The 19,254-nt window shown below is 58.8% G+C and carries 16 protein-coding genes; 12 read left to right on the forward strand and 4 right to left on the reverse strand.

Annotation, left to right across the window (positions count from 1 at the left end):
- Positions 1-165: 165 nt before the first annotated feature.
- The 9 genes from HQN82_RS20880 (at position 166) to HQN82_RS20920 (ending at position 11,832) form a co-directional block, all read left to right on the forward strand.
- Positions 166-1,110 (forward strand): ABC transporter permease, encoded by a 945-nt coding sequence (locus tag HQN82_RS20880; RefSeq protein WP_173615808.1) that lies wholly within the window; start codon positions 166-168, stop codon positions 1,108-1,110.
- A complete protein-coding gene (locus HQN82_RS20885; protein WP_173615809.1) occupies positions 1,107-1,925 on the forward strand; it encodes an ABC transporter permease in 819 nt (272 codons plus the stop codon). Before HQN82_RS20880 ends, HQN82_RS20885 begins: the two co-directional genes overlap by 4 nt.
- Positions 1,922-3,556, forward strand: coding sequence for an ABC transporter ATP-binding protein (locus HQN82_RS20890; protein ID WP_173615810.1), 1,635 nt, complete (start codon positions 1,922-1,924; stop codon positions 3,554-3,556). Before HQN82_RS20885 ends, HQN82_RS20890 begins: the two co-directional genes overlap by 4 nt.
- Positions 3,557-3,569: 13 nt before the next feature.
- Positions 3,570-4,412 (forward strand): serine hydrolase, encoded by an 843-nt coding sequence (locus HQN82_RS20895; protein ID WP_173615811.1) that lies wholly within the window; start codon positions 3,570-3,572, stop codon positions 4,410-4,412.
- Positions 4,413-4,441: 29 nt separating this feature from the next.
- Positions 4,442-5,986 carry an ABC transporter substrate-binding protein gene (locus HQN82_RS20900; RefSeq protein ID WP_173615812.1) on the forward strand — a complete coding sequence of 515 codons (1,545 nt, stop codon included), beginning with the start codon at positions 4,442-4,444 and terminating at the stop codon, positions 5,984-5,986.
- Between the two features lie 126 nt (positions 5,987-6,112).
- On the forward strand, positions 6,113-7,555 hold the full coding sequence (locus tag HQN82_RS20905) for a M20 family metallopeptidase (protein WP_173615813.1): 1,443 nt from the start codon (positions 6,113-6,115) through the stop codon (positions 7,553-7,555).
- A gap of 504 nt (positions 7,556-8,059) precedes the next feature.
- The gene (locus tag HQN82_RS20910) at positions 8,060-8,989 is read left to right on the forward strand and encodes a sugar ABC transporter substrate-binding protein (RefSeq protein ID WP_173615814.1); all 930 of its coding nucleotides are present in this window, start codon (positions 8,060-8,062) and stop codon (positions 8,987-8,989) included.
- A gap of 237 nt (positions 8,990-9,226) precedes the next feature.
- Complete coding sequence (locus HQN82_RS20915; RefSeq protein ID WP_173615815.1) at positions 9,227-10,768, forward strand: sugar ABC transporter ATP-binding protein; 1,542 nt, start codon at positions 9,227-9,229, stop codon at positions 10,766-10,768.
- A gap of 32 nt (positions 10,769-10,800) precedes the next feature.
- A complete protein-coding gene (locus HQN82_RS20920; protein ID WP_153775231.1) occupies positions 10,801-11,832 on the forward strand; it encodes an ABC transporter permease in 1,032 nt (343 codons plus the stop codon).
- Positions 11,833-11,913: 81 nt separating this feature from the next.
- On the opposite strand, the gene HQN82_RS20925 is transcribed toward HQN82_RS20920, so the two are convergent.
- A complete protein-coding gene (locus HQN82_RS20925; RefSeq protein WP_173615816.1) occupies positions 11,914-12,669 on the reverse strand; it encodes a gamma-glutamyl-gamma-aminobutyrate hydrolase family protein in 756 nt (251 codons plus the stop codon).
- Positions 12,670-12,962: 293 nt separating this feature from the next.
- Between HQN82_RS20925 and HQN82_RS20930 the strand changes: the two genes are divergently transcribed.
- Positions 12,963-14,060 carry a TRAP transporter substrate-binding protein gene (locus HQN82_RS20930; RefSeq protein ID WP_003510333.1) on the forward strand — a complete coding sequence of 366 codons (1,098 nt, stop codon included), beginning with the start codon at positions 12,963-12,965 and terminating at the stop codon, positions 14,058-14,060.
- Positions 14,061-14,429: 369 nt separating this feature from the next.
- Here HQN82_RS20930 and HQN82_RS20935 read toward each other — a convergent pair whose 3' ends face one another.
- Positions 14,430-15,911: a TRAP transporter large permease gene (locus tag HQN82_RS20935; RefSeq protein ID WP_173615817.1), complete on the reverse strand. Its 1,482-nt coding sequence runs from the start codon at positions 15,909-15,911 to the stop codon at positions 14,430-14,432.
- Positions 15,912-15,942: 31 nt separating this feature from the next.
- Positions 15,943-16,482, reverse strand: a complete 540-nt coding sequence (locus HQN82_RS20940; RefSeq protein ID WP_004438438.1) for a TRAP transporter small permease subunit — start codon at positions 16,480-16,482, stop codon at positions 15,943-15,945.
- Positions 16,483-16,895: 413 nt separating this feature from the next.
- Here HQN82_RS20940 and HQN82_RS20945 point away from each other — a divergent pair, with 413 nt between their 5' ends.
- Together HQN82_RS20945 and HQN82_RS20950 are read left to right on the forward strand one after the other, a co-directional pair.
- Entirely contained in the window at positions 16,896-17,120 is a 225-nt protein-coding gene (locus tag HQN82_RS20945; RefSeq protein WP_004438441.1) for an aa3-type cytochrome c oxidase subunit IV, read from the forward strand.
- Between the two features lie 66 nt (positions 17,121-17,186).
- Positions 17,187-17,720, forward strand: a complete 534-nt coding sequence (locus HQN82_RS20950) for a hypothetical protein (protein ID WP_173615818.1) — start codon at positions 17,187-17,189, stop codon at positions 17,718-17,720.
- A gap of 49 nt (positions 17,721-17,769) precedes the next feature.
- Here the strand turns inward: HQN82_RS20950 and HQN82_RS20955 are convergent, their stop codons facing one another.
- On the reverse strand, positions 17,770-19,023 hold the full coding sequence (locus HQN82_RS20955) for an NAD(P)/FAD-dependent oxidoreductase (RefSeq protein WP_173615819.1): 1,254 nt from the start codon (positions 19,021-19,023) through the stop codon (positions 17,770-17,772).
- Between the last annotated feature and the right edge of the window lie 231 nt (positions 19,024-19,254).

The following is a 19,254-nucleotide window of genomic DNA, read 5'->3' on the forward strand; positions in this document are numbered from 1 at the left end:
GCGGAAGATGTCCTTGTCCTCATCAGGATGACCGCGCCGTCATTCTGCATAGATGTATGACGTTTATGCATAATATTGCGTGATATTTCTCAATCCGTCATAGTCGCCAGCAACGAAACCGATAGAGGTGGGTTGTCATTACCTGCCATCAATCGTGGGGAACCGATGATAAGATTCATACTGAGCCGTCTTTTGATGGCGCCACCGACGATCGCATTCGTGTCGATCACGGTGTTTGCGCTCATCCGCTTCATTCCGGGCGATCCGGCTGCCCTGATGCTGGGCGACATGGCGCAACCGGAACAGATCGAAGCCATGAGGACCGAGCTCGGCCTCGACAAGTCCATGCCGCAACAGTTCGTCATCTGGGCCGGCAATGTGGTGCAGGGCGATTTCGGTCGCTCCATCGTCAATGACGAGCCGGTGCTGCCGCTGGTCGTCTCGCGCTTTCTCGTCAGCGCCGAGATCGTCGTGGTTGCGGTGCTTCTCGCCAGCCTGATTGCTGTTCCGGCAGGCGTGATCGCGGCCTGGAAACAGAACAGCCTGACTGATCTTGCGCTGGTTGGAACGGCGACGCTGCTTCTGTCCATTCCCACGTTCTGGCTTGGCCTTCTGCTTCTTCTGTTTTTCGGCCTGAAACTCGGCTGGCTGCCGGTGCTCGGATATGTGTCGATCAGCGACAATCTCGTCGGCGGCATGCTTTATCTCGTCCTGCCCGTCATGACGCTGGTAATCCACGAAATGGGTGTTCTGATCCGCATGGCGCGCGCCTCGACGCTGGAGGTTCTGCGGCTGGATTACATCACCCACGCCCGCGCCAAGGGCCTTTCGGAAAGCGCCGTTCTCTGGCGGCACGCCTTCAAGAATGCCTTCGGTCCGACCTGGACAATGATCGGCCTCATCCTTGGTAATCTTCTCGGCGGCATCGCCGTTATCGAAACGGTGTTCACCATTCCGGGCCTCGGACGGTTGATGGTCGACAGTATTTTTGCCCGCGACTATCCGGTCATACAGGGCTGCCTGCTGTTCGTCTCGCTCTCCTATGTTCTGGTCAACCTGTTCGTCGACCTTCTCTATCCCCTCTTCGATCCGCGCGTGGTTGCCGAATGAAAAAGTTCACACTCAACGGGCTTATCGGCGGCTTTCTCATCGCCCTCCTGCTCATTACCGCCGCAACCGGCCTGTTCTGGACACCTTATGATCCAATGAAGCTCGGTTTCGCCTCGCGTCTGGCCAGTCCAAGCGCCAGCCATCTTCTCGGCACCGACGAATTCGGGCGTGATGTTTTGAGCCGCCTGATGGTCGGCGCACGTGCCAGCGTCTGGATCGGTTTCCTGACGGTCAGCTTCGCGACGATCTGCGGCACGCTGATCGGCCTTGTCAGCGGTTATGCGCGGGGCCGGGTGGATGGCGTCATCATGGCCATCAACAATGCGCTTCTCGCCTTTCCCGGCATTCTGCTGGCGCTGGGCCTGCTCGCGGTGTTCGGCGCAAACCAGTATGGCATCATCTTCGCTCTAGGTATCGCTTATACGCCATCCATGGCCCGCGTGGTGCGCGGTGCCGTGCTTTCTCTGCGTGAGCGTGAATTCATCGAGGCGTCGCTGGTGATGGGCAATGGTGAAATCTACACCATGTTCCGCCACATCCTGCCCAATTGCGTCGCGCCGATCACGGTTCTTGCCACCTCCATGTTTGGCTGGGCCATTCTGTCGGAAAGCGCGCTCTCCTTCCTTGGTCTTGGCGTGCCGCCGCCGGCTCCCACCTGGGGCAACATGCTGGCCGCCGGCCGACCCTTCATCCAGCAGGCGGTGTGGCTGGGTCTTTTCCCCGGTCTCTGCATCGCGCTGACGCTGCTCGGTATCAATCTTTTGGGCGATGCCCTCCGCGACAGGCTTGACCCGCGCATGAGAGGTCTCAAATGACTGATAATACACTTCTCACCGTTCGCGGCCTTTCGCTCGAAGTCGCCAGAACCGGCCATCGGGTGGTCAAGGATGTTTCCTTCGATATAGCCGCGGGCGAAATCTTCGGCATCGTCGGTGAAAGCGGTTCGGGTAAAACGCTCGCCACCCGCGCGCTCATCTCGCTTCTGCCACCGGCCATCGCTGTCACCGGCGGATCGATCGTCTACAAGGGGCAGGATGTGATGTCCCTGCCGGTGAAGGCGCTTCGAAATCTGCGCGGCGCAGAGATCGGCGTGGTGTTTCAGGAGCCGATGACCTCCCTCAATCCATCAATGACGATAGGCCGGCAGCTGGAAGAGGGGCTGATCCTTCATACGAAACTGTCGGGAGAAGAGCGCCGCGCGAGAATTCTCGACATGCTGCGCCGGGTCGGCATCCGCGATCCCGAAGGCGCGTTGACGGCCTACCCGCATGAGTTCTCCGGCGGCATGCGCCAGCGCATCATGCTGGCCTCGGTCATGCTGTTGAAACCCGCTTTGCTGATTGCCGACGAGCCGACGACGGCACTTGACGCTGTCATCCAGCGCGATGTCATGGAACTGATGGTGGAGCTGACACGTGCGGAAGGCACCGCCGTTTTGCTCATCAGTCACGATCTGCCGATGGTGGCGCGTTATACCAGCCGCATCGTGGTCATGGAAAAAGGCGCGATTGTCGAGCAGGGCCGTACCGAGGACCTGCTGGACGCGCCGCAGCACCCATATACCAAGAAGCTGCTTTCCTCCCTGCCGTTCCGCGGCGAGCCGCGCCGTATCGACACCTCCAAAGCGCCGATGGTTTCGGCTCGCAATATCGCTGTCGATTATGCCGGCCGCAAATCCCTGCTGAAGAAAGCCAAGCCAAAGCGCGCGCTGCATGGCGTCAGCATCGATATTCATGAGGGTGAGGTCGTGGCGCTGGTTGGCGGCTCCGGCTCCGGCAAGACGACGCTCGGCCGCACCATCGCCGGTCTCGTCAAGGAAAGCGAAGGACACATCCGTTTTCAGGGGCGCGAGCGCAATGAGGATTGGAACGATTACCGCCTGAACTGCCAGATGGTGTTTCAGGATCCCTATTCCTCGCTTGATCCCCGGATGACCATCCAGGCGCTGGTGGAGGAGGCGTTGCGCCTCGTGCCGGGCCTCGATCAGGGCGCCAAGCGCAAGCGGGCGCTGGAAACACTGGAGGAAGTGGGGCTCGGCGCTGACTACGCCTCCCGTTATCCGCACGAGCTTTCCGGCGGCCAGCGCCAGCGCGTGGCGATTGCCCGCGCCATTGCCCGCCGTCCGCGGTTCCTGATTGCCGACGAACCGGTCTCGGCACTCGACGTCACGGTACGGGCGCAGGTGCTCGATCTCTTTTCCGATCTGCAGAAACGTTACGGTTTTTCCTGCCTGTTCATCAGCCATGATCTCGGTGTGGTGGAGCAGGTGGCCGACCGTGTCGTCGTCATGCAGGACGGGCGCATCATCGAAGAGGGTGACCGCGACACGATTTTCGACAGTCCTAGAGAGGCCTATACGCGCCGGCTGCTCTCGGCCATTCCCGCCCTCGACCAGAATGAAAAGGGCGGCGTGACACTGAAATGGCGTCTGGAAGATGAAGTTTAACAGGAAGATGACAATGACAGTGGCTGCCCGACTGAATGCGATCTGTGATGCACAGCCTTTCGTGACGCGCTTCATGGTGCGCAATCTCCTGACCGGTGAAGAAATCGGGCGGGGAGAAAACGAGGAGACGCCATCGGGCAGCACCCGCAAGACGTCGATCATGATGGCCGTGCTCAAGGCCGCCAGCGAAGGGCGGATCGATCTCGACCAGCCCGTCATCTACGAAAAGAGGCTGGCGGAAGAGGTGGCGAGTGGCATGTTCCGCTACATGACCCCGGGTATCGTGATTTCGCTACGCGATGCCGTCGCCGGCATGATGGTGCTGAGCGATAATGTCTGCACCAAGATGGTGCTGGAGAGGCTGACGCTGGAAGAGGTGGACGGCTATTGCAAATCGCTCGGCATGTCCAACACCCATCATCGTTTTCTCATTCCGCCATTGGCTCTGGCGGCGGACCATCCGCTTAAAACCGTCACCACGACGTCGGCCGCGGACCAGGTGTTGCTGTTGCAGACCATTCTCGATGCCCAGTCTTCGCGGCAAGCGCAGGCGAAGCTCGGATGCAGTCCGCAATTGTGCGAATGGGCGATGCAGACGCTGAAGAACCAGATTTTGCGTTATGGAATTCGCTCCCGCCTGCCGTTCGAGGCCGTGGTGGCGAGCAAGAGCGGTCGCGGCAAACGTGGTCGCATGGATGCGGGCATCGTCTACAGAAACGGCGCGCCGTCCTTCATCATCACCACCTATACCGATGAGGTGCCGCAAACCATGCCTGACGGCACGCCGGGATACACCATCGCGCTCGAAACAATCGGCCGGCTGGCGCAGGCGTGCTGGGATGGCTTTCATCAATAACAATCAACGACAACAAAGAGGGTAGAACAATGAAAAAACTTCTTCTCGCAGGCGTTGCCCTGCTCGTGACCGCCAATTTGGCCGCAGCACGCGACATCACCATTGCGCAGAGCTCGGATTTGCGCAGCAACAACCCGGGGGTGAACCGCGACGGCAATACGGATGGGGTCATCCTGCATATCGTCGAGGGTCTCGTCGGCTATAACAATGCCGGTGAGGTGAAGCCGCTTCTCGCAGAAAGCGTCGAGGTCGCCCCTGATGGCCTGACCTATACGTTCAAGCTGCGCAAGGACGTGAAATTCCACAACGGCAAGCCGCTCACCGCAGAGGATGTCGTCTGGAACTGGACGCGTTACCTGAAGCCGGAAACCAAATGGGCCTGCCTCAACGATTTCGTCGAGGGCGGCGCAGCACACGTCACCGGCGTCAAGGCCACGGACGCTTCCACTGTCGAGATCACCCTGGAAAAACCATCCGGCGTTTTCCTGGGCCTCATGTCACGGCCGGAATGCGGTTATACGGGCATGATCTCACCGGAATCGGTTGCCTCCGATGGCAGCTTCGTCAAGCCGATCGGCACGGGGCCCTTTCAGTGGGATGAGTGGAAGAAGGGCGAGTATATCCGTCTCGCCAAGTTTGCCGACTACGTTTCGCCGGCAAATGACGGCAAGCCTGACGGCATGGTCGGCTCCAAGCGGCCGCTGGCCGATGGCGTCAAGTTCATGGTCATCCCCGATGCCTCGACCGTGAAGGCGGGTCTTGAATCCGGCGTGCTCGATACGGCCGAGATTTCTCCCGATCTCATTCCGGAGTTCAAGACCAACGAAAAGATGCAGCTCATCGTTTCCCGCAACAACGGCAAGAACCTGTTCTACATCCAGACCCGTGACAAGGTGCTGAGCAATCCCGGCGTGCGTCGCGCCATGGCGATGGCACTCGATCTTGATGAACTGGTTGCCGCCGCATCCAACGGCACGGGCGAGGCCAACGGTTCGATGGTTTCGCAGGATTCTGTATATTATGGTGAGACCCAGAAGAAGCGTCCGGCCTATGACATCGAGGCCGCCAAGAAGGAGCTTGAGGCGGCCGGTTACAAGGGCGAACCAATCTCGATCATCGCCAACAAGCGTGGCAACGTGCCGAGCTTCCCGGCCGCAGTCATGGCGCAGGCGATGATGCAGCAGGCGGGCCTCAACGTGCAGATCGAGGTGCTGGACTATGCCACCCAGGTGGATCGCCGCCGCTCCGGCAATTATCAGGTGATCTCGCAGTCGGTCGCTCCGCGCCTCGACCCGGCGCTGATGTATGCCTTTTATGTCGGCAACAAGGACAAGAACGCTTCCCTGATGTGGGATGATCCGAAGGCGATCGAACTGATGAAGGCCGCCTATGTTGAGGCCGATCAGACGAAACGCCAGAAGATTTTCGATGAGTTCCATGAGCTGATGCTGAAGGAAATGCCGGGTATCTTCCTCTACGACATGGTCGATGTCTGGGGCGCGACGAAGAAGCTGAAGGGCCAGCCTGTCTGGCAGTCGAACGCTCGCCTCTGGGAGGTCTCGGTCGACAACTGACCCACCCTTGCCCGCGCCGGCGGCTGACCCCGGCGCGGGCTTTCCATTATTAAGCGCGGTAATTTGGCGGTGCCTCTGCCGAAGCGCCTGCGCGTGCCCGAAAAGGGCGAAATGCGAGGAAAAGCCATGAACCGTGATGCCGTGATGTCGATTGCCGCCGAAATCGAGGCGATGAAGCCTGATTTCACCACTTTGAGCGACAGCATCTGGGATTTTGCCGAACTCAAATTTGAAGAACGGCAATCTGCCGGCGTTCTGGCCGCCGCGCTTGAGGAAAATGGCTTCGCGGTTCGGCGTGGTGTGGCGGGCATGGAAACCGCCTTCATCGGCGAATTTGGCAGGGGCAAGCCCGTTATCGCCTTCCTCGGTGAATTCGATGCGCTGGCCGGCATGAGCCAGGTGGCTGATGTGGCGAAGGTGCAGCCGCGAGAGCAGGGCGCCACCGGCCATGGCTGTGGCCATAACCTGCTCGGCGTCGGCTCATTGATGGCCGCTATTGCGCTCGCCCGGCATCTGAAGGCCAATAATATGCCCGGCACCGTCCGTTATTACGGCTGCCCCGGCGAGGAGGGCGGTTCCGGTAAGACCTTCATGGTGCGTGCCGGCCTTTTTGACGATGTCGATGCTGCGCTGACCTGGCACCCGGCACCGTTCAACGGGGTACGCTCGACCAATAATCTGGCCGTGCTGGAATATTTTTACCGTTTCAAGGGTGTTGCGGCCCACGCTTCCAATGCAGCCCATCTCGGCCGCTCGGCGCTCGATGCCGTCGAACTCATGAATGTCGGCGTCAATTTTCTGCGCGAACACATGCCGCAGGATTGCCGGGTACATTATGCAATCACTGACACCGGCGGAAAGGCGGCCAATGTGGTGCAGGCCAAGGCGGAAGTCCTTTATCTGATCCGCGCCCCGGAAATGCGTCAGGCGCTTGATCTCGCCGCGCGGGTGGACAAGGTGGCGCGCGGTGCGGCACTGATGACCGAGACCGAGGTGGAGATCGTCTTTGATACCGCCTCCACCAATCTCCTGCCCAACATCGCGCTGGAAACAGCGATGCATGAAAACATGGTGGCGCTTGGCCCTGTCGCTTTCGATGAAGCGGATATCACTTTTGCCAAACGCATCCAGGACACTTTCACCGACGAGGCGATCAAAAGCAGCATCCGGCTCTACCAGATAAAGGGTGATGTCTTTTCCAACCGTAAGATCGACGGCTCGACGCCTTTGCATCTCGGCTTGCGGGATTTCGAGGGGCATTCGCATTTTCGGGCCGGCTCCACCGATGTCGGTGACGTCAGCTGGGTGACACCGACGGCACAATGCTGGACACCCGCCTGGGCGATCGGGACCAATCCGCATACCTGGCAGGTGGTGGCACAAGGCAAAACTCCTGCCGCCCACAAGGCCATGGTGCATGCCGCCAAAACGCTTGCAGCGACAGGTCTTTCACTGATGACATCGCCGGAACTGCTCGCCAGTGCCAGGAAGGAATGGCAGGAAAAGACGGAAGGCAGCAAATATGTCTGCCCGATTCCCGCCGATGTCATGCCGGGCTCCCACCGGTAAGGCGCTACGCACCACTTTTGCCGCTGCCCCGTGCCGCCGTATTTCCACAGGTGGCATGGAAGATCCCCTGGCTGTTTCGAGCGGAATAAAAGCTAATGCGCCGCCGGCCTTCTCCAAGGAGAGCCGGTGAATGCCGGTTTGGAATAAATCTTCCATCTCAGTCGAGTTCTTCCCGATTTCGAGCCGCAAACCATAATTTCAACGGCTTATGGATCCCGGCCTCCCGGTTGGGAACGAGGCCGGGCGAGCCTCTGCATCTTCCACGGCTATGCGATCCCGAAGGCGCTTTCTCCGCAATTTCCCATCATCACAGCCTTGTGCACCACTCCGCTGCGGGGCTGCGAAGAAAACATTGACGTTCGAACCAAAAATGGAATAAATATATCGAACAGACAGAAAATCGGTTTCATTATTCCGTTTTCTGATGTGAGGAGGTTGCGGCGGGCTTTCGGGTTCGCCTCCGGCTGGGAGAGGCGGCGCCGGACGCCACGGAGGAGAAAAACAATGAAGAAATTTATCATCGGCGCAGCTATGTCTGCGCTTCTCGGCACGGCGGCACATGCGGAAACCGTAGGTGTCTCGATGGCGCTGTTTGACGACAACTTCCTGACCGTGCTGCGCAATGGCATGCAGGATTATTCCAAGGAGCTGAAGGGCGTCACCCTGCAGGTCGAGGATGCGCAGAACGACGTCGCCAAGCAGCAGAGCCAGATCCAGAACTTCATCGCTTCCAAGGTCGACGCAATCATCGTCAACCCTGTGGATACGGATGCGACGGCGGCCATGTCCAAGCTCGCGGCCGACGCCAAGATTCCGCTCGTTTACGTCAACCGCCAGCCGGTGAACGTCGACAGCCTGCCGGACGGACAGGCGTTCGTCGCCTCCGACGAAACGGTGGCTGGTACGCTTGAGGCGAAAGAGGTTTGCCGCCTCCTCGGTGGCAAGGGCAATGCCGTCATCATGATGGGCGAGCTCTCGAACCAGGCGGCGCGCATGCGCACGCAGTCTGCGAAGGATGTTTTGAAAACCGACGAATGCAAAGGCATTTCCGTGGTTGAAGAGCAGACCGCCAACTGGCAGCGCACGCAGGGTTCCGACCTCGTGACCAACTGGCTGTCGAGCGGCATCGAGTTCAACGCCGTCATCGCCAATAACGACGAAATGGCGATCGGCGCCATTCAGTCTCTGAAGGCCGCTGGCAAGGACATGAAGGATTATGTCGTCGCCGGTGTGGACGCCACGCAGGATGCTCTCGCCGCCATGCAGGCGGGCGATCTCGACGCCACGGTCTTCCAGGATGCGGCAGGCCAGGGCAAGGGCGCACTTGATGCCGCGCTGAAGCTCGTCAAGGGCGAGAAGGTCGAGAAGAAGGTTTACATTCCCTTCCAGCTCGTCACGCCTGAAAACGTCAAGGACTACGTGGCCAAGAACTAATGGCCGCCTTCCGGCATCTGCGCCCGTTCAGATTGATATTGGAGGCAGATGCCGGTTCCCGACGGCGCCGAACAAGCTCCGGCGCATGAGCGGATCGTGATTGAATTCCAGTGAATTCAAAGTGTTGCAGCGCCCTGCATATTGTGGTGGACATGGCGCTGTAAGCCTCCCCGGAGGCAAGGTGCGCCATTCGGCGAAGCCTGTTTCCGGTCAATTTTGTCTATTGTGGAGGATGAGATGGTCGTCAGTCCATCGACAATGGCCGCCGTGCGCGCCAGCGGCGCCGTGCCGAATGCGGAATACCTTCTCGCCGTGGAAGGCATACGCAAGGAGTTTCCCGGCGTGGTAGCGCTCGATGATGTGCAGTTCAAGCTAAAGCGTGGCACCGTGCACGCGCTGATGGGCGAGAACGGCGCTGGAAAATCGACTCTGATGAAGATTCTGGCTGGCATCTACCAGCCAGACAGCGGCGAAATTCGCCTGAAAGGCGCCGACATTCGTCTCGATTCCCCGCTTGATGCGTTGGAAAACGGCATTGCCATGATCCATCAGGAATTGAACCTGATGGCTTACATGACGGTCGCGGAAAACATCTGGATCAGACGGGAACCCAAGAACCGGCTGGGCCTTATCGACCATGGCGAGATGTACCGCCGTACCGAAGCCCTGCTGGATCGCCTCGGTATCGATCTCGATCCGGAAACGCGGGTCGGTGAGCTTTCCGTCGCCAGCCGTCAGATGGTCGAGATTGCCAAGGCGGTTTCTTACGATTCCGACGTTCTCATCATGGACGAGCCGACATCCGCGCTGACGGAGCGCGAGGTGGAGCATCTCTTCCGCATCATTCGCGATCTCAGGGAACGCGGTATCGGCATCGTCTACATCACCCACAAGATGAACGAGCTGTTCGAAATCGCCGACGAGTTCTCTGTTTTCCGGGACGGGAAATATATCGGCACGCATGCCTCTACCGATGTAACGCGCGACGACATCATCCGCATGATGGTGGGCCGCGAGATCACGCAGATGTTCCCGAAGGAAGAGGTTCCTATCGGCGACGTTGTCCTGTCAGTCAAAAACCTGACGCTTGATGGCGTGTTCCACGATATTTCCTTCGACGTTCGCGCCGGTGAAATTCTCGGCGTCGCGGGCCTGGTCGGTTCCGGTCGTTCCAATGTTGCAGAGACAGTCTTCGGTGTGACGCCCGCGTCTTCCGGGACGATCAGCATCGATGGCAAACCCGTTTCAGTCACCAGCCCGACGGAAGCCATTCGTCATCGCATGGCGTTCCTGACCGAGGATCGCAAGGACACGGGATGTCTGCTGATCCTGAATATTCTGGAAAATATGCAGATCGCCGTTCTGCAGGACAAATATGTCGCCAATGGTTTCGTGCAGGAAAACGCGTTGTCGGACGCCTGCGAGGAAATGTGCCGCAAGCTGAGGGTGAAAACCCCGCATCTTTACGAGCGCATCGAAAATCTTTCGGGCGGCAACCAGCAGAAAGTGTTGATCGGTCGCTGGATGCTGACCAAGCCGCGCATTCTGATCCTCGATGAGCCGACGCGCGGCATCGATGTGGGCGCCAAGGCAGAAATTCACAAGCTCGTTTGTGAGATGGCGCGCCAGGGCGTCGCCGTCATCATGATTTCCTCCGAAATGCCGGAGGTTCTGGGAATGAGCGACCGCATCATGATCATGCATGAGGGTCGGGTGACCGGCTTCCTTGATAGAAGTGAAGCCACGCAGGTTAAGGTGATGGATCTCGCATCGCGGTGAGGCGCGCCGGGATTTCTCGAGGAGGAACAGATATGAATAGCAACGCCGCCGCCACTCCGGAGCTGGATTCCAAATCCGGACGCAAACCGCACCGGCGCATACCGCCGGAAGCCAATATTTTCTTCATTCTGATCGGCATAGCGCTGATTTACGAGATTCTCGGCTGGATATTCATCGGCCAGAGCTTCCTGATGAACCAGCAGCGACTGACCATCATGATCCTGCAGGTCTCCGTGATCGGCATCATAGCCGTAGGTGTGACGCAGGTCATCATTACCGGCGGCATCGATCTGTCCTCCGGGTCGGTCGTCGGCCTCACGGCGATGTTGTCCGCCAGCATGGCGCAGTCCTCAACCTGGCCGCGGGCCCTTTATCCCGGGCTCACCGACCTGCCGTTCATCATCCCGCTTGCTGTCGGCATTCTCGCCGGCATGTTGGCCGGTTTCATCAATGGGCAGCTCATCGCCCGCACGAAAATCCCGCCCTTCATTGCCACTCTCGGCATGATGGTGACCGCGCGCGGCATTTCCAAGTGGTATACGAAGGGTCAGCCGATCTCCGGCCTGACCGACGGTTTCAATTTCATTGGCACAGGCATCTGGCCAGTCGTGGTGTTCCTTCTCGTGGCAATCATTTTCCACGTCGCGCTGCGTTACACCCGCTATGGCAAGTTCACATATGCCATCGGTGCCAATGAGCAGGCCGCACGTGTATCCGGTATCAATATCGAGGCACATCTGATCAAGGTCTATGCCATTGCCGGAATGCTCGCCGGTCTCGCCGGTGTTGTCACCGCTGCCCGCGCTCAGACCGCGCAGGCCGGCATGGGCGTGATGTATGAACTTGACGCCATCGCCGCGGCCGTCATCGGCGGCACCTCGCTGTCCGGCGGCGCCGGCCGCATCACCGGAACGGTAATCGGTACGATCATTCTCGGCGTCATGACATCGGGCTTCACCTTCCTCCGGGTGGACGCTTACTATCAGGAGATCGTCAAAGGTCTCATCATCGTCGCGGCCGTCGTCGCCGACGTCTACCGGCAGAAGAAACGCGCCAAGCGTTAAATCCTCCTCCCAGACCTTGGGGCAGGCCTTCAGGCTCGCCCCTTTTTTGTGTCCTCCTGCGGCGATGGGATCAGCAGCGGCTCATGCTTTGCTGTTTCGATAGTCGTGAACGGCTTTGCCGAAGGCCTCGAACAGGGCGCGGGAGGGCGCGTCCGTCTCGGCCCAGTATTCCGGATGCCATTGCACCCCGACAGCAAATCCTTTTGCGTCAATGACAGACACCGCCTCGATTGTACCATCGGCGGCCGTCGCCTCCACCTGCAGGCGCGGCGCGGTTTCGGCAATGGCCTGCCTGTGCAGCGAGTTGATCTGGATTTCGCCCGACATGCCGAGATGCTGTGCAATGCAGGAGCCTTCGCGCACATGCACAGGCTGGCGGATGGCAAAGGCGACGTCGCGGTCGTCATGTTCCGGCTTGCGGTGGTCCCATATGCCCGGCTGCTCCTGAATTTCGGACGCCAGCGTTCCGCCCAGCGCCACATTCAGTTCCTGTATTCCTCGGCAGATGGCCAGCATCGGAACGCCGCGCTCGATCGCACGGCGAATGAGCGGCAGGCTGGTGGCGTCGCGGGCCTGGTCGAACGGGCCGTCGCTCTCCCGCGCCTCCTTTCCGTAGAGGGAAGGGTGCACATTGGTGGCGGAGCCGGAGACGAGCAGGCCATCCACCCGGTCGAGAATAGCGTCCACGTCGTTTCCGTCCTCAAAGGCCGGCACGATGAAGGACATGACACCAGCCACTTTCAGGGCGGCGGAAACATACTGGTTCTGCGCGGCGTGCCAGTCGGCTCCGGTAAAATGCCTTATGTCGGCGGGGACGGCAATGATGGGTTTTGGCATGGCGGCTCCGGAACGAATCTTCGAAATATGTGCGACCGCCGGCGAACCAAGTCAAGCATGCCTTTGCCTCCTGCTGATCCGGCATGCGCCTAAAGTATAAGGCGATGCCGAGATATTTCAGTTGAATATAAAATGCGAAGAAAATTCCCGGAAACACCGCGTTTTTCCGCGATTAATTCTTGGTGCGGGTGCTTGTCAGTCGGGCGATAACCGTGCTTACTTCGCTACAATGCCTGAACAGCAACGAGGGGAATTCAAAGCTGCAGGCAGCGTTCATATCTGGGAGGATATAGATGGATCGCCGTTCCTTTATGAAAAAAGGTGCGCTCGCGGGAGCTGCCACTGCAGCCCTTGCCGCACCCGCCATTGCGCAGCAGAATACCAAGATCAACTGGCGCCTGACGTCGTCATTTCCGAAATCGCTTGATACGATCTATGGCGGTGCCGAGGATATTGCGAAGCACGTCGCTGCCGCCACCGACGGCAATTTTACCATCCAGCCCTTTGCCGCCGGAGAAATCGTTCCCGGCTTGCAGGCGGCCGATGCCGTATCGTCAGGCACTGTGGAAATGTGCCATACCTGCTCCTATTATTATGTCGGCAAGGATCCGACCTTCGCGATCGGGACGGCGATACCCTTTGGCCTGAATGCCCGCCTGACCAATTCGTGGTTCTATGAAGGCAACGGCAACAAACTGCTCAATGAATTCTACGCCAAACATAATCTCTACGGCATGATTTCGGGCAATACCGGCGCGCAGATGGGAGGCTGGTTCCGTAAGGAAATCAACACGGTTGACGATTTCAAAGGCGTCAAGATGCGCATTGCCGGCCTTGCCGGCAAAGTGGTTGAAAAGCTTGGTGTCGTGCCGCAGCAGATCGCCGGCGGTGATATCTATCCGGCGCTGGAAAAGGGCACCATCGACGCAGCCGAGTGGGTCGGCCCTTATGACGACCACAAGCTTGGCTTCCAGAAGGTCGCAAAGTACTATTATTATCCGGCCTTCTGGGAAGGCGGCCCGGTCATTCATTCCTTTGTCAATCTGGACAAGTGGAACAGCCTGCCCAAGAACTACCAGACGGCGCTGCAGGACGCCTGCGCCTTCGCCAATACCAGCATGATGGCGAAATACGACGCCAAAAACCCGATTGCCATCAAGCAGCTCGTTTCTGAAGGCGCGGTACTCAGACCCTTCAGCCAGGAAATTCTGGAAGCGTGCTATAAGGCGGCCCTTGAGGTATACGCCAATATTTCGGCTTCCAATCCGGACTTCAAGAAGATTTACGAGGACCAGGTCGCCTTCAAGCGCGAAGGCTATCTGTGGATGCAGCTGGCGGAATACACCTTCGATACTTTCATGATGATCCAGCAGCGTAACGGCAAGCTCTGATTATTCAGTAACGGCGGCGGACCGGGCAAAGGCCTCGGAGATTTCGGTCTCCGGGGTTTTTGTTGTGCGCGTACCCTCATGCATTCGACAACAAAGGATGGTTTATGATCGGGTCCTTCAGAGCACAATCGCAGGATGGGCGACCAGCCGGAGTGCCGGCTGAGATCGGCGCCCCCAGCCCCGGCCATTGGTCTCAATTGTGGACGTGACGCGATGTGGAAAACGCTGAGCGTTGCATTCGTCATCAAGAAGAACCGGACAGGCAGTTCAGTGACTGCCCGGGTCCGTTTCTAAAGAGAATGAACGGAAGGCGGGGGCATACCCCGTCTTCGCAATCACAGGCGTTTCCGCGCCCTTACAGGATGCCTGTCAAGGCCCGATCTTCGGCGGCTCGCCCAGATTTGGCATGCCCGGCATTCCTCCTGGCTGGCCTCCTGGCAAGCCGAAATTGGGCATGGTGTTGCCACCCTGATTACCGAAGGCGGGCACCTCGATCTTGATGGAATTCAGATCGACGTCGGGAGCCTTGTCTATCCAGTAGGTGACGGATTCCGGCCAGAATATCACGATGGCGACGAGGATGAGCTGCATGCCAAGCCAGGGAATGGCGCCCATGTAGATATCCGATGTCTTGACGGTGCGCGGTGCGATGGAACGCAGGTAGAACAATGCAAATCCGAAGGGCGGGTGCATGAAGCTTGTCTGCATGTTGATGCAGATCAGCACGCCGAACCAGATGAGGTCAATGCCGAGCGACTGGGCTATCGGCGCCAGCATTGGAATGACGATGAAGGCGATTTCGAAGAAGTCGAGGAAGAAGGCGAGGAAGAAGATGAAGATGTTGACGAAGATCAGGAAGCCGATAGGACCGCCCGGAATGCCCGACAACATGTGCTCGATCCAAAGCGAACCATCCATGCCTTGGAAAACGAGCGAAAAGCAGGTCGCGCCGACCAGGATGAACACCACCATCGACGTGATGTGCATGGTGGAATGCATTCCCTGCTTGACGAGGTCCCAGCTGAGCCGCCGATGTGCCGCCGCCAGCGCCATCGCGCCGACAACGCCGAGCGCTCCGGCTTCCGTCGGTGTTGCGAGGCCGAGAAAGATGGTGCCGAGCACGAGGAAGATGAGCACGATGGAGGGGATCATGCCCGCCAGCACACGCAACACCAGCGCCCGGTCAAGCTCACCACGTGCCTCCGGCGGCAAAGCCGGAAGATCCTTCGGCCGCACGATCGACATCAGCAGGATGAAGAGCATGAAGATCGCCACCTGCAGGATCGACGGACCGATCGCGCCGAGATACATGTCGCCAACGGATTTACCGAGTTGGTCAGCAAGGACGATCAGCACCAGCGAGGGCGGAATGACCTGTGTGATCGTGCCCGAGGCGGCGATGACGCCGGTGGCAAGTCGTGGATTATAGCCGTATTTCAGCATGATGGGCAGCGAGATGACGCCCATGGTGATGACCGAGGCCGCAACCGTGCCGGTGATCGCGCCCAGGATCGCGCCGACAATGATGACGGCATAGGCAAGTCCGCCCGGGATAGCGCCGAAAAGCTTCCCCGTTCCTTCGAGCAGGTCTTCCGCAAGGCCGCAACGCTCCAGAATGGCGCCCATGAAGGTGAAGAAGGGAATGGCCAGCAGAAGGTCGTTCGAAACGATGCCGAAGATGCGCAGGGGCAGGGCCTGAAGAAAAGCAGGTGAAAAATGCTCGGTGAAGATGCCGATGACGCCAAAAACGAGGCCGACGGTGGCAAGCGAGAAAGCCACCGGAAATCCGTAAAGCATGAAGATAATCATGCCGATGAACATCAGTGGCGGAAGAATACCGTATTCAAACATGGGAATATCCTGAAGGTTCAGATCGGCGCGATCATTGCAGGGGTTTTTCGTACTTCGTATCGAGCGCATAAAGCCCGTTGAGGGCGCCTATGCGCTTGATGAGTTCGGAAAACCCCTGAAGAACCAGAAGGGCAAAACCGGCGAAGATGATGAGTTTCACCGGCCAGCGGATCAGGCCGCCGGCGTTGGAAGACATTTCGCCCTGATTCCAGGACAGGGTGAACATGGGCCAGGACAGCCATGCTAGATAAAGGCAGCCGGGCAGCAGGAACAGCACAATGCCGATAATATCCACCCAGATGCGGCTGCGCGGCGAAATCGCACCATAGATGATGTCGACCCGAACATGCTCGTTCATGCGCAGCGTATAGGAAGCGCCGATCAGCACGATGAAGGCGAACATGTACCACTGGATTTCGAGCCAGCCGTTGGAGCTGTAGTTCAAGGCGTAACGGACCATCGCGTTACCGGCGCTGACGAGGCAGCAGATGAGCACGAGATAACCGGCAACCTTGCCCAGTGCCTCGCTCGCAGAATCTATCAGCGCACTTATTTTTAAAAGCGATTTCATGACTTTCCCCTCTTCCCTTGCCGGGCCCTTTGCGGGTTTATGGCGGAGAGCAAAGCCCGATACCCCTGCAACGGCCACGCCTCCACGCGCGTCCGCACCCATCGGTTCCGGAGTTCCTCCCCACAGAATCCGTGTATGGGCAGGCGGTTCGAAAAGCAACCGAAACCGCACGCGAAGAGCAAGAACGGTGGCCCTTTTCAACTATTAACGAAAGAATGTTGCCGGAAGGCAAGTATTGTCCTTGAGAACCGGTCAGGCGGATGGCGGCGTGACACTTTCGTGCGGAACGCATTGCGCTTTTCGACGACTTCATGTTACCTCTGGCAACGGAGAATCCGGCATGGCCCGTGATCGTCCGCGGGGCAGATTTCCCCGCATGACGGGAGTGGCGGATGGAGCAAAGGGGAAGTGGAATGAGCGAACACCATACAGGTCCGGTCGAACTTGGCGCTGAAATGAACTACGCCGAACACGAAAAGACCTATAACGGTTTTCTGGCCTTGACCAAATACGGAACGATGATGCTGTGCGTGCTGATGCTGGCCATGGTTGCCGGTTTTTTCACGTCCGCGGGCTTCCTTGGCGGTCTCGTTGTCTTTCTCGTTCTGTCGGCGGCCGGGTTCGTTCTGCTGCGCTGATCGAACCGTTTGCGAGCTGTTGCCCTTACGGGTAACGGTTCTGCCGGACAACCGGGAAGGCCGGGCATGAAACGCCTTTTATCCTGTCTGTTTCTGTTTATTGCGGTTGCATGTCCCGTCTCCGCGCGTGATCTCTCTCCTGCCGAGCAGGAGAGGCTGCGTGCCCAGATCGAGCGTTTCACTACCGCCCTGAATGCGCAGGATTTCGAAACGGTCGGCAAGACTGTGCCACCGAAAATCTTCGAGTTCATCGCCAGTGACGCGGGTGTCACCGTGGAGCAGTTGCGGAGCGCCTTGACGGCGCAGATGCAGATGGCGCTCGCGGCGGTCAAGATAACCGAATTCACCATGGACGCGCGGGCGATCAGCCTGACTGAGACGCCGGATGGCACGCCCTATGCGCTCATTCCGACAAAAACCGTGATGGAAACCGGCGGCCAGACCATAGAGGCGAAGTCCCACACGCTGGCGCTGATCGACGGTTCGGACTGGTATTTGCTCCGGGTGAGCGATCAGCAGCAGGTGACCATCCTGCGAAAGGTCTACCCGTCCTTCGCGACGGTGGAGTTCCCTGACGATTCCACGCAGACGGTGAAATAACCGTATTGCTGGCGAGGCCAGGCCCTGGCGTCGCCAGTGCTACCTCATTTCAGGAAAACCGTCCCGGGCGGAAGGGATCGACCGAGATGGACGTTTCGTCGCCGTTTGCCATCTGCGTCACCAGCCGGGCTGTGGCTGCCGACTGGGTCAACCCCAGATGACCGTGGCCGAAGGCGTAGATAACGGAGGGTGTCGTCCGCGCGGTGCCAATGACGGGAAGACAGTCCGGCATGGAGGGGCGGAACCCCATCCATTGCCGTCCGCCTTCCAGTTTGAGGCCGGGAAGGAAACGTTCCGCTTTTTTCAACATGGCTTCCGCGCGGCGGAAGTTCGGCTTCAGGTCCAGCCCGCCGAGTTCGACGGCGCCGCCGACGCGGATGCCAGTCGACAAGGGGGTCACGACGAAGCCGTGGTCGTTGAAATAAAGCTGGCGTGTCAGGTTGAAAGCACCGACAGGCAGGGTCGTGTTGTATCCTCGTTCCGTTTCCAGCGGCACGATGTTGCCAAGCGTCGCCGCAAGTTTTTTGGACCATGCTCCACAGGCGATCACCACTTTGTCGGCGTCGATCTTGTCGCCGTTCTCCAGCGTGACGATCGTACTTTCGCCCACTGCGTCGATGCGCTGAGCTTCGCCTTTGCGAAGGCTGGCTCCTCGTGAGATCACAAGATCAAATATGGCGCGGGTGAAATCATAGGGATCGGAGACCTGCAGGCCATCCGCCGAAAACACCGCATGGCGGAACTGCGGCGCCAGGCCCGGCTGCAGCTCTTCGATTTCGTTGCGGTCAACGCGCTGGAATGCGAAGCCGGCTTTTTCCTTTTCGTCCCAATCCCTACGGGCGGCGTTGAGGCTCGCCTCGCTGTCATAGATATCAAGCGTGCCGGTTTTTGAAATGAAGGGCGAGAGCTCGGGCACGGCAGCGATGTGGGCCATTTCGATGGCCGCCAGCCGGTTGATTTCCGTGAGTGATTTCAGCCCATGAAGGAAATTGCGTTCGGCGCTGGCGCGCCAGAAACGCCAGAGCCATGGGGCGATCTTCGGTGCATAGGCCGGCGGCACGCTGAGCGGTCCGAGCGGATCAAAAAGCCAGCGCGGGGCTTTTTTCATGATACCGGGCGCGGGAATGGGGATGATTTCCGGAAAGGCCAATATGCCGGCATTACCGGAACTCGCACCGCGGGAGATGTCGCCACGCTCAAGAAGCACGACGTCACGCCCGGCATTCTGCAGATAAAGCGCTGCCATGGAACCGATAATGCCGGTGCCGACCACCAGCACGTCGCATTTCAGGGTTTTGGTCATCGGCGCTCCTGCAATACAAATCTCTCAAGCCCGCCATAACAATGAATGCAGAGATTATGAAAGGTCGCATCACGCTGCGACGATAGAAATATCAGCACTGTGGCAAATAAGCGGTTCCGCGGTGGGGGAGGCCGCCATGCACATCAGTGCGTTTTGCCCATCGGCCACGTCACGGGTTAGATAGTTATGGGTCATTATTAATCGCTATTTAACAGTGTCTGGCTAGTTTCG

Source organism: Agrobacterium pusense (assembly GCF_013285525.1).
Lineage (GTDB): Bacteria > Pseudomonadota > Alphaproteobacteria > Rhizobiales > Rhizobiaceae > Agrobacterium > Agrobacterium pusense.

Excerpts from the sequence above, each read along its gene's own strand:
- HQN82_RS20880 (WP_173615808.1), top strand. The coding sequence starts at position 166 with ATGATAAGATTCATACTGAGCCGTCTTTTGATGGCGCCACCGACGATC.
- HQN82_RS20885 (WP_173615809.1), top strand. The coding sequence starts at position 1,107 with ATGAAAAAGTTCACACTCAACGGGCTTATCGGCGGCTTTCTCATCGCC.
- HQN82_RS20890 (WP_173615810.1), top strand. The coding sequence starts at position 1,922 with ATGACTGATAATACACTTCTCACCGTTCGCGGCCTTTCGCTCGAAGTC.
- HQN82_RS20895 (WP_173615811.1), top strand. The coding sequence starts at position 3,570 with ATGACAGTGGCTGCCCGACTGAATGCGATCTGTGATGCACAGCCTTTC.
- HQN82_RS20900 (WP_173615812.1), top strand. The coding sequence starts at position 4,442 with ATGAAAAAACTTCTTCTCGCAGGCGTTGCCCTGCTCGTGACCGCCAAT.
- HQN82_RS20905 (WP_173615813.1), top strand. The coding sequence starts at position 6,113 with ATGAACCGTGATGCCGTGATGTCGATTGCCGCCGAAATCGAGGCGATG.
- HQN82_RS20910 (WP_173615814.1), top strand. The coding sequence starts at position 8,060 with ATGAAGAAATTTATCATCGGCGCAGCTATGTCTGCGCTTCTCGGCACG.
- HQN82_RS20915 (WP_173615815.1), top strand. The coding sequence starts at position 9,227 with ATGGTCGTCAGTCCATCGACAATGGCCGCCGTGCGCGCCAGCGGCGCC.
- HQN82_RS20920 (WP_153775231.1), top strand. The coding sequence starts at position 10,801 with ATGAATAGCAACGCCGCCGCCACTCCGGAGCTGGATTCCAAATCCGGA.
- HQN82_RS20925 (WP_173615816.1), bottom strand. The coding sequence starts at position 12,669 with ATGCCAAAACCCATCATTGCCGTCCCCGCCGACATAAGGCATTTTACC.
- HQN82_RS20930 (WP_003510333.1), top strand. The coding sequence starts at position 12,963 with ATGGATCGCCGTTCCTTTATGAAAAAAGGTGCGCTCGCGGGAGCTGCC.
- HQN82_RS20935 (WP_173615817.1), bottom strand. The coding sequence starts at position 15,911 with ATGTTTGAATACGGTATTCTTCCGCCACTGATGTTCATCGGCATGATT.
- HQN82_RS20940 (WP_004438438.1), bottom strand. The coding sequence starts at position 16,482 with ATGAAATCGCTTTTAAAAATAAGTGCGCTGATAGATTCTGCGAGCGAG.
- HQN82_RS20945 (WP_004438441.1), top strand. The coding sequence starts at position 16,896 with ATGAGCGAACACCATACAGGTCCGGTCGAACTTGGCGCTGAAATGAAC.
- HQN82_RS20950 (WP_173615818.1), top strand. The coding sequence starts at position 17,187 with ATGAAACGCCTTTTATCCTGTCTGTTTCTGTTTATTGCGGTTGCATGT.
- HQN82_RS20955 (WP_173615819.1), bottom strand. The coding sequence starts at position 19,023 with ATGACCAAAACCCTGAAATGCGACGTGCTGGTGGTCGGCACCGGCATT.